This window comes from Rhodococcus sp. PAMC28707 (assembly GCF_004795915.1).
Lineage (GTDB): Bacteria > Actinomycetota > Actinomycetes > Mycobacteriales > Mycobacteriaceae > Rhodococcoides.
Window position 1 is genome coordinate 2722330 of record NZ_CP039253.1, and the last position, 14890, is coordinate 2737219.

Annotated in this window: 12 protein-coding genes; 9 read left to right on the plus strand and 3 right to left on the minus strand. The window is 64.3% G+C overall.

What is annotated here, in order from left to right; genetic code table 11:
• Nucleotides 1-63 precede the first annotated feature (63 nt).
• Nucleotides 64-891: a crotonase/enoyl-CoA hydratase family protein gene (locus tag E5720_RS22025; RefSeq protein ID WP_136170891.1), complete on the plus strand. Its 828-nt coding sequence runs from the start codon at nucleotides 64-66 to the stop codon at nucleotides 889-891.
• A 6-nt stretch (nucleotides 892-897) separates the two neighbouring features.
• The gene (locus tag E5720_RS22030; RefSeq protein WP_136170892.1) at nucleotides 898-1350 is read left to right on the plus strand and encodes a MarR family winged helix-turn-helix transcriptional regulator; all 453 of its coding nucleotides are present in this window, start codon (nucleotides 898-900) and stop codon (nucleotides 1348-1350) included.
• A 68-nt stretch (nucleotides 1351-1418) separates the two neighbouring features.
• Here E5720_RS22030 and E5720_RS12330 read toward each other — a convergent pair whose 3' ends face one another.
• Together E5720_RS12330 and E5720_RS12335 are read right to left on the minus strand one after the other, a co-directional pair.
• On the minus strand, nucleotides 1419-1889 hold the full coding sequence (locus tag E5720_RS12330) for a PAS domain-containing protein (protein ID WP_136170893.1): 471 nt from the start codon (nucleotides 1887-1889) through the stop codon (nucleotides 1419-1421).
• Nucleotides 1890-2005: 116 nt separating this feature from the next.
• Nucleotides 2006-2497, minus strand: coding sequence for an inorganic diphosphatase (locus tag E5720_RS12335; RefSeq protein WP_136170894.1), 492 nt, complete (start codon nucleotides 2495-2497; stop codon nucleotides 2006-2008).
• Between the two features lie 133 nt (nucleotides 2498-2630).
• Between E5720_RS12335 and dacB the strand changes: the two genes are divergently transcribed.
• From dacB to E5720_RS12360, 6 genes are all read left to right on the plus strand, one after another.
• A complete protein-coding gene (dacB, locus tag E5720_RS12340) occupies nucleotides 2631-4040 on the plus strand; it encodes a D-alanyl-D-alanine carboxypeptidase/D-alanyl-D-alanine-endopeptidase (protein ID WP_136170895.1) in 1410 nt (469 codons plus the stop codon).
• The gene (locus E5720_RS12345; protein ID WP_136170896.1) at nucleotides 4037-5104 is read left to right on the plus strand and encodes a zinc-dependent metalloprotease; all 1068 of its coding nucleotides are present in this window, start codon (nucleotides 4037-4039) and stop codon (nucleotides 5102-5104) included. The genes dacB and E5720_RS12345 overlap by 4 nt, the downstream gene beginning before the upstream one ends.
• Nucleotides 5101-6099 (plus strand): tRNA lysidine(34) synthetase TilS, encoded by a 999-nt coding sequence (gene tilS, locus E5720_RS12350; protein WP_136172648.1) that lies wholly within the window; start codon nucleotides 5101-5103, stop codon nucleotides 6097-6099. The genes E5720_RS12345 and tilS overlap by 4 nt, the downstream gene beginning before the upstream one ends.
• 47 nt (nucleotides 6100-6146) lie before the next feature.
• Nucleotides 6147-6701, plus strand: a complete 555-nt coding sequence (hpt, locus tag E5720_RS12355; RefSeq protein WP_136172649.1) for a hypoxanthine phosphoribosyltransferase — start codon at nucleotides 6147-6149, stop codon at nucleotides 6699-6701.
• A 223-nt stretch (nucleotides 6702-6924) separates the two neighbouring features.
• Nucleotides 6925-7077, plus strand: coding sequence for a hypothetical protein (locus tag E5720_RS21700; protein ID WP_168708344.1), 153 nt, complete (start codon nucleotides 6925-6927; stop codon nucleotides 7075-7077).
• A gap of 10 nt (nucleotides 7078-7087) precedes the next feature.
• On the plus strand, nucleotides 7088-9244 hold the full coding sequence (locus E5720_RS12360) for an acyl-CoA dehydrogenase (RefSeq protein ID WP_136170897.1): 2157 nt from the start codon (nucleotides 7088-7090) through the stop codon (nucleotides 9242-9244).
• 230 nt (nucleotides 9245-9474) lie between these two features.
• Here the strand turns inward: E5720_RS12360 and E5720_RS12365 are convergent, their stop codons facing one another.
• Entirely contained in the window at nucleotides 9475-11793 is a 2319-nt protein-coding gene (locus tag E5720_RS12365) for a serine/threonine-protein kinase (protein ID WP_136170898.1), read from the minus strand.
• Nucleotides 11794-12126: 333 nt separating this feature from the next.
• Between E5720_RS12365 and ftsH the strand changes: the two genes are divergently transcribed.
• Nucleotides 12127-14808: an ATP-dependent zinc metalloprotease FtsH gene (gene ftsH, locus E5720_RS12370; protein WP_136170899.1), complete on the plus strand. Its 2682-nt coding sequence runs from the start codon at nucleotides 12127-12129 to the stop codon at nucleotides 14806-14808.
• The last annotated feature ends 82 nt before the right edge of the window (nucleotides 14809-14890 follow it).

The window sequence follows — 14890 nt, forward strand, 5'->3', positions numbered from 1 at the left end:
GGTGAGAGCGGGCGGCCCGCTGGACTAGTCGGCCAGAGCGGGCGGCCCGCTAGGCTCAGCGGCATGAAGGAACAAATCTGGAATGCGTTTTCCGTCGAAGTCGCCGACCATGTGGCGGTAGTTACCCTGATCGGTCCTGGCAAGGGTAATGCGATGGGCCCTGACTTCTGGAACGAATGTCCCCTGGTTTTCGCGCAGCTCGACGCTGATCCCGACGTACGCGCAATCCTCCTAGTCGGCTCGGGCAAGCACTTCACTTTCGGTCTCGACCTGGCTTCCATGGCAGGTGAGTTCGCGCCGCTGATGGCAGACAAGGCCCTCGCCGGTCCGCGCACCGCATTCCACAACACGATCAAGCGGATGCAGTTGGCCACCAACGCCGTTGCCGACTGCCGCAAGCCAGTCGTTGCAGCCGTGCACGGCTGGTGCATCGGCGGCGGCCTCGATCTCATCAGTGCCGCTGACATCAGGTACGCCAGCTCCGACGCCAAGTTCAGTGTGCGGGAAGTGCGGGTCGCCATCGTCGCCGACATGGGTTCGCTCGCGCGATTGCCCGCTATCATCGGCGACGGTCACCTTCGCGAACTCGCATTGACGGGCAAAGACATCGACGCCGCTCGCGCCGAGAAGATCGGACTGGTCAACGACGTGTTCGAGGACCACGATGCGCTGATCGCCGGTGCTCGGGCCACAGCAGCAGAGATTGCCGCCAACCCGCCTCTGGTGGTGCAGGGCGTCAAGGAGGTCCTGGACAACTCACGGGCAGCCGATGTCGACGCCGGTCTGCGATTCGTAGCTGCCTGGAACGCTGCTTTCCTTGCCTCCAACGATTTGACCGAGGCGATCACAGCAGTGTTCGAGAAGCGCCCGGCAGAGTTCTCCGGAAGCTGACCCACCGTGGATTACGCCGAAGAAATCGGTACCCAGCTGGTGCGTCTGCAGCGCGCACGGGACCGCCGGATTGCGCAGCTTACCGAAGAGTCCGGTGGCGTCGACGGAGCAGCATTCGTGTGCTTGTTTCGATTGCTTCGCGACGGCCCGATGCGGTCCAGTGAGCTGGCGGCACTGGTCAACTCGGACCCGTCGACGGTAAGCAGGCAAGTCGCCCAGCTCGTCGACCGTGGGCACGTCGAACGTGTTCGCGACGAGAGCGACGGCAGGGCGTTCGCCCTCGCGGTCACAGAGTCGGGCAAGCAGGTAGTCCATCGAATTCAGCTGCGTCGGACCGCGCATATCGGCAAGATCATCGAAGACTGGTCGAACGACGATCGCGCGTCATTGGTCGAACTGCTGGACAGATTTCTGACCGACTACGAGCGATCCAGAGTGGATGCGTCCAAAGGCTCGTGACGGCAGAACTCACAGGTCGGTCATGTCTCCGTCTCCGGCTTCCCGGAGCGAGGCATGAAGACCAGGTGTCAGCGCAGCGCGCTTTTGGGGTCGTTCCAGAGCTGATCGGTGAAGTCCTCCAGCGCGACGAGGACGACCGTGTCCTCGGCTCGACGAAGAATCGACTTGCTGGCCCGAACCTGCACCACATCGCCGGTCTTGTCGGTCATGCGCCACAGCGAATCGGCCCGCGTGGCAACCGTCGTCAAGAACATGTCGGCGACGTTGACTCCCTCGGGAGCCTGATCGGGAAAGATGTCGTGCAAATGAAAGTCCGCACGAGCCGATTCTTCGGTACCGAAAAGTTCGTCGAAGGCTTCGTTCGCAAACACGATCGCGCCACTCGGATCGACGGCGAGAATCGGCACGGGTATGCGGTCGAGAACGACCGTCACCGGCAGCTCCGGAAATTGTCCCGCATCGGAGACGAAGCTGACTTGTCTGTTCTTACGACGCTCGCCCGTATCTGCGGACGAATCGACGGAATTGCTTTCGCTCATAAATCTCCCCACTAGTGCGTCGATCGAACCATGCTGTGCTGCGTACCGCAGGGGAAGCGCAAACACTTCCCCTGTCGGGAACGTTCAAGTACGGAACTGCAGGTGTCGAAAGGTTGTCAGTGCTCTGGATTGTCTGCCAAACGTTTGAACGATGCAGCGATCTCGGCTTCTGCCTCGGCCCGGCCTACCCAGTCCGCGGCCGTGACGTGCTTGTTGGGCTCGAGATCCTTGTAGTGGACGAAGAAGTGCTTGATCGCGTCCAGTTCGAATGTCGAGACATCGCTGAGGTCTTGGATGTGGTCCCAGCGTGAGTCGCCTGCGGGCACACACAGGACCTTGTCGTCGCCACCGGCCTCGTCCACCATTTTGAACATTGCCACTGGGCGGGCCTCGACGATGACTCCGGGGAAAACGGATTCCGGGAGGAGGACGAAAGCATCGAGCGGATCGCCGTCCTCACCGAGAGTGTTCTCGATGAAGCCGTAGTCGGCCGGGTAACCCATCGCCGTGTAAAGGTAGCGGTCGAGACGAATCCGACCGGAAACGTGATCGATTTCGTACTTGTTTCGCTGACCCTTGGGGATCTCGATGGTGACGTCGAACGACACGTGCTGCCCTCGCTCTTCTTTGTTCTCGTCTTGCGTCTCGAGTGACGCACGATGGTGGCGGGGTCAGCGTACCGGACCCGAGGATACTGTTGGAGAAACTGGCAACGGGAAGAACGAAGACACCGATGGAGGAATGTTGGCCAGGTTGACCAAGCGAAATCTCGGTCCTACCGCTGGGAGGCGGCGCCGGAGAACCCGCATTCTTCTGATTCTCGTCGCGGTGTCGGTCGTTGCGGCGGGCGGAACAGCAATTGCGGCCATCGTCCCGCGCGAATCCGATACGAACTCAGAGGTGCATCTCGCGCCCGAGCCGGACCCGGTAATGCTCGTACCGACCATCGCGCCGATATCGGACATCTCACCTGCACCCTCCATCGCTGGTATCGCTGCCGCGCTCGCGCCGGTGGTCGCGTCACCAGATCTCGGCGCGTTCACCGGGTCTGTCGCCGACGCCGTCACAGGGGAGGTGCTGTGGTCCTCGGACCCGGACACCCCGATGACCCCCGCATCGACGACCAAGGTTTTGACGGCAGGCGCGGCGATGCTTGCGCTGTCTCCGGAACATCGCGTCACCACCCGGGTGGTGAAGGGACAATCCGCTGGTGAGATCGTCATCGTGGCTGCAGGCGACCCGACGATCACCGCTCGTCCCCTGGGTAGCGAAAGCTTCTACTCAGGCTCGGCGCGTATAGACGATCTGGTGGAGCAGATATCCAAATCCGGTACACCGGTCGACAGAATCGTCGTCGACACGTCCATCTACAGCGGTCCGACGATGGCACAGGGATGGTTTGCTCCTGATATCGCGGCCGGTTACATCACGCCTATCGAACCGATCATGATCGACGGCGGTAGATCGGATCCGCTGGAAGACGAGTCGCCCCGAAGCGTCGAACCGGCTCTCGATGCCGGACGCGCGCTGGCCCGGGGCCTGGGGCTCGACTCGGCTCGGGTGTCGATCGGTGCGGCGCCACCCGGTGCCGATCAGGTGGCGAGTGTCCAATCTGCACCTCTTCGTGATCGTCTCGGTCAGATGATGGGCCGTTCGGACAACGTCCTCGCAGAAGCCATCGGGCGCGAGATCGCCATCGAGACCAATGCACAGCCTTCCTTTACCGGTGCCGTCGATTCGATCGAGCAGACACTTTTCGCCGCCGGGTACGACATGTCCGGACTCGAGCTGCACGATTCGAGCGGACTGTCGGTCGACGGGGTGATTCCGGCCAGACTGCTCGATCAGATACTGACTTCGGCCGCAGGATCGGGCAAACCCGAACTCCGCCCGATGCTCGACTACCTCCCGGTAGCCGGCTCCACCGGAACGCTGTCGGATCGATACGCCAGCGCCGAACGCGTCGGAGCAGGCTGGGTGAGGGCCAAGACCGGCACCTTGTCGACCGCAAGTGCTCTCGCCGGGTACGTAGTGGACATGGACGGCCGGACGTTGACGTTCGCGTTGATGTCCAACGACCGACCACCCGAAGTCAGCAGACCTGCGCTCGACGCCGTGGCGGCTACTCTCAGACTGTGTGGTTGCCGATGACGAACGACGCAGCGGACACCGAAGGCAACGCAGCAGGCTTTCGTGGGTCCGTGGATTGGGCGCTGGCCGCGAAGACCGGTGCCAAATTGGCGCCGAAAGAACCGTCGATCTCCCGATACACCGCTGAAGCGGTCGTCGCCGAGTTGTCGGAGGCCTCGGTTCGTGCCGAAGGACCAGTACGTGAAACGACCGGTCTCGCCGACGGACTTCCGGTACCGCAGGCACTCGTCGTCGATCGGGCAGGGTGGATCGACGCAGCAGCGGCATCGATGAAACACCTGACCGGCGACACCGATGCAGAACCTCCGACCGGCCTGCTCGGCGGTAAACCCGCGGGTCTGCAAGCAGGCGCGATGCTCGCGTTCCTGTCCAGCGCAATTCTCGGTCAGTACGACCCGTTCACCGGTGAGCACGGGACGCTCCTGCTCGTCGCACCGAATATCGTCGCCGTCGAGCGGGCGTTGCGAGTGCCGCCCAGCGACTTCCGGCTGTGGGTATGCCTGCACGAGGTGACACATCGAGTTCAGTTCTCCTCGGCACCGTGGTTGGGCGACTACATGCGCAGTTCCGTCGCAGTGCTGTCCGACGGTGTCGACGAACCGATCGGTGAGTTCGCCACGAGATTGACGAGCGCGCTGAAGAACCGCAAGCAGTCGAACAAAGCAGAGGACGCAGGCATCGTCGGGCTGCTGCGCGCAACGCAAGCCCCGGCCCAGCGGGAAGCGATCGATCGGCTCCTCGTTCTCGGGACGCTCCTCGAGGGTCACGCCGATCACGTCATGGACGCAGTCGGGCCGGCAGTGGTGCCCTCGGTCCTGCAGATCCGACAGGCGTTCGAGCGCAGGCGTCGGCGAAAGACGAACCCACTTCAACGCGTCATCAGAGCACTGCTCGGGATGGACGCGAAGATGGCGCAGTACGTGCGAGGCAAATCGTTCGTCGACCACGTCGTCGGCAGGGTCGGCATGGAGCAGTTCAACATCATCTGGACCGACGCCAGCACGTTGCCGCTGCTCGACGAGATCGAGGACCCCGACCGGTGGATCGCCCGCGTACTTCGATGACGCGGCGTACCGGGGTGGCGCTGCCGGAGAAGCCTGCAATCCTCGAGCTGCGGCAGGCAGTTCGTCGGTGGCTCGCGTCGAGCCCGGGCCCAGTGGTCCTCGCACTGTCCGGCGGTGCCGATTCGCTTGCGCTGACCGCTGCAGTGGCCGCGGAGGCCACGGACGTCCGAGCACTCGTCGTCGACCACGGGTTACAACAGGGCTCGGCCACGGTTGCAGCAACGGCCGCAGCGACGGCACTGCAGCTCGGGTGCGTGGACGCGTCGGTGCTGACGGTGACCGTGGGCGGCTCGGGTGGAATGGAGGCCGCGGCTCGTCGCGCGCGATACGAGGCATTGGACCGGCACCGAGGCGTCGCCACGGTCCTCCTCGCTCACACTCTCGACGATCAAGCGGAGACCGTTCTGCTCGGACTCTCGCGGGGCTCCGGGCCGCGATCGATCGCCGGTATGTCCCCGATCGATGGGCCATGGGGCCGACCACTTCTGGGGGTTCGGCGAGCAGTAACCCGGCAAGCGTGCGCCGAGTTGGGGTTGACGCCGTTCGAGGATCCACACAACACCGACACCGATTTCACTCGCGTCCGGCTTCGACACGAGATTCTGCCGCTGCTAGAAGATGCGCTCGGTGGTGGCGTCGCAACGGCTCTTGCTCGCACGGCTACGCAGCTTCGTGAAGACCTCATGGTTCTCGACGCCATGGCCGAGACCTTGGTGCGGGAGAACTTCGCCGAACCCGAAGTGGACGTGATGACCCTCACGTCGGTCCCCGCTGCGCTGCGTCGTCGGGCGTTGCGATTGTGGTTGCTGCGGAGTGGTGTGAAGGCGCTGTCGGACAAGCAGTTACGGCTGATCGACGATCTCGTCGGACACTGGCGCGGGCAGGGCGGGGTTGCCGTCCGTTCGGGGGCGTCCGACGCCAGGTTGGTGGTCGCGCGTCGACGTGGCAGTCTGGTGCTCGAGCAAGAGTGGAGCCTGCGAAACGGCGGTGCTTGAATCTGCAAGAGTTGTGAAGGTACGAGAAACAATTGAAGGGAAGCGCCGTGTACGAGGGCGATATCGAATCGATTCTCATCTCCGAGGAGCAGATCAAGACTCGTACGATCGAGCTTGCCAACGAGATTGCCGAGCGCTATCCGCAGGGCGCGCCAGAAGGCGACCTTCTCCTGGTCGGTGTCCTCAAGGGTGCCGTCATGTTCATGACGGATTTTGCTCGCGCGCTCCCGATTCCGACTCAGCTCGAGTTCATGGCGGTCAGCTCGTACGGCTCGTCGACGTCCTCTTCCGGGGTGGTTCGGATTCTCAAGGACCTCGACCGCGACATCAGCGGACGTAACGTACTCATCGTCGAGGACATCATCGATTCGGGTCTGACACTGTCTTGGCTCATGCGCAACCTCGCCACTCGTAACCCGGCCTCGTTGTCGGTGGTGACACTGCTCCGCAAGCCCGACGCAATCAAGGTGGACATCGAGGTCGCGAACGTGGGTTTCGACATTCCCAACGAATTCGTCGTCGGATACGGACTCGACTACAACGAGCGGTACCGCGATCTGCCGTACATCGGAACTCTCCACCCGAAGGTGTACGGCGGCTGAAACCGGCCTGGTCTCACGCTTTCATTCCGGTAGCCAACCGCCACGAGGAGTGCCGTCCGGTCGAGCAGGTGCTGACAGAGCTGGAACTATTTCGAGCGCGGGAACGTATGTCGGACAACGGTTTCACTAGGATGTGAAGACGACGTCGCTACTCGGGATCCCAGGGCGCAGATATTTTCGGCGTACATCGCGAAGGAAGAACTTCGGACATTGCTGTCGTGCGATGGACGGGGAACACCGGATCGACGGCGAGGGGGACGGCCGCGAGCAGACGAGCAAGTTGGTCTGCGAATTTTGCCCACTGACGGTGCCTGCCTACGCCCACGCCCACGCCTGCGCCTACGACGTGTCCAACCTCACCCCAGCCTTACAGTAATGTCCGCAATATGGCTATCGCGCTTACCGAGGACCAGCTTTCGCTGGCTGAATCAATCAATGACTACTACCGCCGCACGGACGCCCTCGAGCAGACCCGCGCCCGGCTGGAGAGTCCGACTTTGGACCTGCCGGGCGACTGGGCGAGATATGCCGAGCTCGGGTGGCTCGGCATCCATCTCCCTGAGGACGTCGGCGGGGCGGGCATGGGTATGAGCGAGGCCGCGGTGGTCGTCGAGGAGCTCGCGGCAGTGCTGGCCCCGGGTCCGGTCCTACCGACAGTCTGGGCCTCGGCGCTGCTCGCCGCGATCGGCACCCCCGAGCAGCAGCAGCTGTCGCTGCCGGGGCTCGCCGACGGCACCGTCGTCGGCGCGGTTGGTTCCGTGCCGGAGGGGCTCGCCTCGCGCGACGCGGACGGGGCGTTCCGACTCGCCGGTCCGGTCCAGGTGCTGGGCGGCATGGAGGCGGATCTGATCCTGCTGACGGTCGGCGCGGACGTGCTGGCCTTCGACCGCGTGCAGCTGGGCAGCGTGGACGCGGAGAGTATGGACCCGACGCGCAGCGTCGCGTTCATCAGTGCGGATGGCCCCGTGCAGCCGCGGATGGAGCTGCCGGGCGCCGCGGAGCTGGCCCAGGCCATCGGCCGTGTCTTGGCGGCCGCGGAGGCGACGGGCGTGACACGCGCCTGCCAGAACATGGCTGTGGACTACGCGAAGCAGCGACAGGCCTTCGGCCGGGCCATCGGGTCCTTCCAGGCGATCAAGCACATCCTGGCGAACGTCCTCGTCGATCAACAACTGAGCATGGCTCAGGCCTGGGACGCGGCCGGCATCCTGGCAGGCGCCCCGGAGCAGCGCAGCCTCGCGGCCGCGGCCGCGGTCGTGACCGCGCTGCCCGCCGCGGTAAGCGCCGCCGAGCAGAACGTCCAGGTGCATGGCGCCATCGGCTATACCCGCGAGCACGACGCGCACCTGTACATGCGTCGCGCCGGAGTGCTGAGCATGATGTTCAGCGTCGTCGCCGCGCGTCGCGAGATCGCCGCCGCGACCGCCGCGGGCGTGCGCCGTGAGTCCGGCATCGACCTGCCGCCCGAGGCGGAGGGCCACCGCGCGCAAGCTCGGGAGTTCGTCGCGCAGTTGGGCTCGGCGGCCGGGGCCGAGCGGCGCGAGCTGTTCGTGGACTCCGGTTACGCCATCGCGCACTGGCCCCGGCCCTGGGGCCGGGGCGCCGGCGCCGTCGAGCAGTTGGTGCTCGATGAGGAGCTGCGTGGGCAGGAGCGGCCGGAGTACGGCATCGGCGAGTGGGTGCTGCGCACAGTTGTAGACCATGGCACGCAGGAGCAGCTCGACCGCTATGTGCGCACCAGCCTGCTGGGCAAGATCACGTGGTGCCAGCTGTTCAGCGAGCCCGGCGCGGGCTCGGACGCCGCGGGCGTGACCACCAAGGCCAAGCGGGCGGAGGGCGGCTGGATCGTCAACGGCCAGAAGACCTGGACCAGCGGCGGGCACACGTCGACACATGGTATGGCGACCATTCGGACCAACCCGGACGCGGCCAAGCACAAGGGCATCTCCATGATGCTGATCGACATGGCCGCGCCGGGGCTCACCGTCCGGCCGATCCAGGACAGTCGGGGCGTCGAACTGTTCGCCGAGGTGTTCTTCGACGACGTCTTCGTCGCCGACGAGGATGTCCTGGGAGCGGTCGACGGCGGCTGGGGCGTGGCTCGCTCGGCTCTGGGCAACGAGCGCGTGACCATCGGGCGCGACCGACTCGGCCTCGACCTGTCCTACGACCTGTTTGCGCTGTACGCCGCAGTGCGCGGTGACGCCGGGCTGGACCAGTCGATCGCGGACCTCGTCGCGGAGGATCTCGCGTTGGCGGCGCTCACCCGCCGCATCGCTGAGCAGGCCGTGCGCGGCGGCGCGTCCGGGCCCGAGGGTGCGGTGCTCAAGCTGGTCGGCAGCGAGCACACACAGCGCCTGGCGACCGTGAGCCTCGCGGTGGCCGGCGAGGCCGGCGCGCTGGAGGCGAAGGCGCTGAACGAGCTGCAGCGCAGCTTCCTGTATGCGCGCTACAGCACCCTCGCCGGGGGTACCTCGGAGGTCCTGCGCAATCAGATCGCCGAGTTGATCCTGGGTCTGCCCCGCGAGCAGTCCCTGCGCTGACCTTGTCCTCGGTGATGATCACGTCCACGTCCACGTCGGCTCGCGCGCAGGGGCCCGCCGCCAAGTACGGCGAGCGCTTCGAACCCTCGGCCAGCCTGCTGGGCTAGCTGTCAACGCGGCAGAGGTCCTGACCGAAATACCCGGTCAGGATCTCTGTCTACGCGACTGCAATGGACGCGGCGGTGTCAAGTTACTGGCGTTGACCCGTGTGATACCGGGCTTGGTCAAGGCTAGCGAGACCTGCGGGAGACGGCTCGCAGCAGCGCGTTCAGATCGCCCTCGATCAGCCGGAAAATCGAGTACGACGCGACGAATGCCAAAATTCCGCCCACGCAGACGATCCGTACGACGTCGATGATGTTGGGGATGTCCGCGGTAGGAACGAAGGTCAGGCCACCTACGGCGATCAGCGGAATCGACGCGGCGACGGTCAGAAAACCGACGCTACGGCGCTGCAACGTGTGCAGTCGTGAGGCGTCCCCGCTCCCTGCACGGCCGTAGGGAAGCAGCGAGGGGTACAGGCATCGAACGGTGAACAGTGAGACCAGAAAGAACGGGTAGGCGGTTGCCATCGCGCCGCAGACTACGAGCGATGCGATGAAGTGCACGTACGCTTCCGTCGGCACCGAACCGGCGGCGAACTGCAGGGACACCGGAAATGCGATACCTGCAACGACCCACAGCCCAAGGCATACCGCGACCACTCGGCCCGCGGCCGAGAGCGTGTCTGCTCGTGCTTGGGCCAATCGCTCTTCCGGAACGATCTTTCCGGTCCGCAATGCATGCGGAACTGCGAGTACTCGACGGCAGAACCAGAGAATCAACACCAGCCCCAGGGGCCAGACCATGCCGTTGATGGCCGTCGCGACGATCCCGAATCTTTCCTGCGTCTCGGGGGCGAGGTCGCTGATGATCAGTGCCTTGTTGTGCTGGTAGTTGTAGAACGCAGCGACGGCATTGGGAACGCCGATCGCGAGGGTCATGACGGGAACGGTGTGTCGCCGAAGTCTCACGCGCGCGCTGGTGGGCGGTGGGTCGACTAGGTTGCGTGCGCGAGCGTCGAGGCACAGGTCGAATTGCTGAGCCATTTCCTGGCCGGTGCCCCAGCGATCGTCCCGATCGGGAGAGAGGCATTTGACAAGGATGCGTCGCAGCGTCGCCGGACAGTCTTGCGGCAGTTCGGACAGTGCCTGTGCTGCGACTCCGCCCCGGCGCGCCCCGAGTAGGCCGTCGATAGCCGTATGGTCACCCGCCGCGGAGTCTTCGAGGTCGGGGAACGGTTTGTGGCCGGTCAACAGTTCCCACAGCACCACCGCGAGCGAATACAGATCGCTGCGCGTGTCGAGATCTTCGGCGCGCCCTGGCCTGCCGGGATGGCAGGCCTCCAATTGTTCCGGCGACATATAGCTCAGTGACCCGCCGAAATAGGAGACCGGGCTGTCCCCTGCCACGGTGCCGCTGAAGCTGATGTTGAAGTCGGCCAATTTGGGGACGCCCTCGGCGGTCAACAACACATTCGCCGGCTTGATATCGCGATGCAATACACCGCGTTCGCCCGCGTAGTCCAGTGCATCCGCCAGTCGGCGGCCGATCCACGCCACCGTCTCCGGCCATGACAGAGTCGAAATCTGTTCTCGCACAGTCGAGTCGGTGGGTCGAAGACCGCCTTTTTCGGCGAGCGAGGCGTCGACGCTGTCGAGAAGTAGCCGTCCGCAGCGGTCGGCTTCTCGACTCGCCCGGACCCTTCCGAGCACATTGAGCAGGGTGCCTCCAGGCACATACTGCATGTACAGCAGACGCAGCCCGCGGTCCCGGAGAACACGTTGATCGAACACCCGAACGATGTAGTCGTGGTCGAGCTGTGCCAAAGTCTGCGGTTCGGTCCCGCGGTCCTCGGAAATCTTCACCGCCACGATTCGTTGCATCGAGCGCTGCCTGGACAGAAACACCCGTGCGAAAGCGCCACGGCCGAGGCCCATCAGCAAGTCGAAATCGTCCAACCGATCGCCGACGTCGAGGTCCTCGAGTTCGTCCTGGGATCCGGGGCGGGTCCATTCCAGCCCGGCGGATGCGGTTCCCGTCATGTCGGCGGTCGTGGGTTCCACCTGGGTGGCATCGAGCTCCGACTCCGGCTCCCACCCGGGCTCAGCCGAGGAAAGCTCGGTGGTTTCCCCCGGTACGACGTTGAGCAATTCGGCCAGCGCCGCTGCCTGCACCGGATATTCCGCGACGTAGTGGGACGGCGATACCGAGTCCCCGCTCTGACGTCGCACGCAGAATTCCTCGTAGATCAATCCCACCGGAAGCTGAGCCTCGGCGAGGTCGAATTCGGTGCAGTAGTCCCGCAGTCGCTTGGGTGAGTGCGCACGTAACCAGCGCTCCTGGAGGTCGACCGAGATGAGCGCTACGAGCCACCGATGCCGCAGAGTTGTCGAATCGGGTAAGAATTCGGCAAGGTCGGGCGCCCGTGGATCAGCCGTCGAAGTACTCGTTCGCCAGGCGGCTCTCAGCAGCTCAGCTGCCCCATCGGCGTGCTCTGGCACTGCCATGCCGTCCGGATAGGTTGTGACACCATCCGAATTCAGGGTGACTCTGTCCGAGCCTGGCTGCACTTTGACAGAATAGACCCTCCAACGTCGCTGTCCTCTGCCGAAAGCGGTAGGTCCGGACAACAAGACTGTGGTGGGGAACCTGTGGGGCAGGGGAGACGTTGAAGGGGGAGATGCGTTGTGCGATGCAGCAGTGTTGTCGGCCCGTTTGTGCACGTGATGCACCTGGGGCAGTCGGTTGCCGTTCGCGGTAACCTGGATCATCCGGTGCGCGGCCGGAGTCTGCGTACTGGAGAAGACTGGAAAGGACGAGGCCGTCTCGGCTGAAGCTGTATGAATCGGAAGACAGTTATACGGAACCTGGCCATCGTTTTCGGCGTCCTGATGGTGATCGCTGCCTTCAGCTACTTCGGAAACGACACACGCGGGTGGAAGACTGTCGACACGTCAGTGGCGATAGCGCAGCTCGATTCCAAGAACGTCGACACAGCTCAGATCGATGATCGTGAGCAGCAGATACGTCTGGACCTCAAGTCCGGTAGCGACGCAACCGACGGCGAGACGAAGATCCTCGCCAAGTACCCGACCTCTGCATCGGAGCAAATCTTCGACAAGGTCGGCCAGGACGGGCTGAAGAGCTACAACACTGTGGTGTCCCAGGACAGCTGGTTCAGCTCACTGCTGCTCTTCCTTCTCCCGATGGTCATTCTGCTCGGCATTTTCGTGTTCTTCATGAGCCGTATGCAGGGCGGCGGTCGTGGTGGCGTGATGGGCTTCGGTAAGTCGAAAGCCAAGCAGCTCACCAAGGACATGCCCAAGACGACGTTCCAGGACGTCGCGGGTGCCGACGAGGCCGTCGAAGAGCTGTACGAGATCAAGGATTTCCTCCAGAATCCGGCTCGCTACCAGGCCCTCGGGGCGAAGATCCCACGTGGCGTGCTGCTGTACGGCCCTCCAGGAACAGGCAAGACTCTCCTTGCACGAGCAGTTGCCGGTGAAGCAGGGGTGCCGTTCTTCACGATCTCCGGTTCGGACTTCGTCGAAATGTTCGTCGGCGTGGGTGCCTCTCGTGTGCGCGACCTGTTCGAACAGGCCAAGCAGAACAGCCCCTGCATCATTTTCGTGGACGAGATCGACGCCGTCGGACGCCAGCGTGGTGCGGGCATGGGCGGCGGCCACGACGAGCGCGAGCAGACTCTCAACCAGCTGCTGGTCGAAATGGACGGCTTCGGTGAGCGCACCGGGGTCATCCTCATCGCTGCCACCAACCGACCCGACATTCTCGATCCGGCTCTTCTACGTCCGGGTCGCTTCGACCGTCAGATCCCCGTCGGGGTCCCCGATCTCGCTGGTCGACGCGCGATCCTGGCCGTCCACTCGGCGGGCAAGCCGGTGGCACACGACGCCGATCTCGAAGGCCTCGCGAAACGCACGGTCGGCATGTCCGGTGCAGATCTGGCGAACGTCATCAACGAAGCAGCTTTGCTGACAGCACGAGAGAACGGCACGGTCATCACCGAGGTCGCTCTCGAGGAGTCAGTGGATCGAGTCGTCGGTGGACCCCGCCGCAAGAGCCGGATCATCAGTGAGCACGAGAAGAAGATCACCGCCTACCACGAGGGCGGGCACACGCTCGCGGCGTGGGCGATGCCCGATATCGAGCCCGTGTACAAGGTGACGATCCTCGCTCGCGGTAGAACCGGTGGCCACGCCATGACGGTGCCCGAGGACGACAAGGGCCTCATGACGCGGTCCGAGATGATTGCACGTCTGGTCATGGCAATGGGTGGTCGCGCAGCCGAAGAGCTCGTTTTCCACGAGCCGACCACCGGTGCTTCCTCCGATATCGACCAGGCCACCAAGATCGCGCGGGCAATGGTCACCGAATACGGCATGAGCAGCAAGCTCGGCGCAGTCCGTTACGGGCAGGAGCAGGGCGATCCGTTCCTCGGTCGCTCGATGGGCATGCAGTCCGACTTCTCGCACGAGGTCGCACGGGAGATCGACGAGGAAGTGCGCAATCTGATCGAAGCCGCGCACACCGAGGCGTGGGCCATCCTCAACGAATACCGCGACGTTCTCGATATTCTTGCAACGGAACTGCTCGAGCGCGAGACGCTCAAGCGCAAGGACCTCGAGAAGATCTTCCACAGTGTCGTCAAGCGTCCGCGCATCACACTGTTCAACGACTTCGGTGAGCGGATTCCCTCCGACAAGCCGCCGGTCAAAACACCACGCGAACTCGCTGCCGAGCGCGGTGAGCCCTGGCCGCCAGAGCCTGTCGCCCCGAAGGTTGTTCCTCCACAACAGTTCCCGCAGCCCACGTATGCAGGTCCGCCGCAGCTTTCCAAGGGCGGCCCGGGCAATTACAGCGGTGGCTACGCCAACGGTGCGCCCACAGCAGGGAACACTCCAGCGGGTAACAACCCAGCCGGGAACAACGGCGGTAGCCCGTACAACGGTGGCGCCCAGAACGGTGGCGCCCAGAACAGCAGCCCGTACAACGGCGGACCGTACAACGGGGGCGCGTACAACGGTGGTGCACCCTCCACCGGAGTACACAATGACGGCGCGCCCTACAACGGTGGGTCGTATCGCAAGCCGGAGCCGCCGAAGAGTTCGCGTCCCGACTACGGGGCCCCTGCCGGATGGTCCGCCCCCGGCTGGCCACCGCGAGATCCGCTCGGTCCCGTTCCAGGTGGACCTCCAGCAGGCTATTCGGAGGGCAATCGCTACACCGACCCCTCCTATCAGCCGCCGCAATATCAGCCCCCGGAGTACCGCCAGCCCGACAACCGCCAGCCCGACAACCGCCAGCCCGAATACCGGGAACCGGAGTCTCAGAGTCAGGAAGCCCCGCGATGGGATCCTTTGAACGGAGCCCTGCCGGATGACGCCGTTCGTGGCGGTGGAAACGAAGAACCGAATCCACCCTGGGAGACCCCGAATCCGGACGGCGACCAGAACGAGGGCCCTCGCACGCAACGCTGGGAAGGTCCTAACGGACAGCACTAGTTCGGTCGGCCCGAGGTGCCGCCGGATAGGCTGACTGTCAAACCTCGGGGCATCGGCGCCCCGCAACCGGAGGTACAAGCTC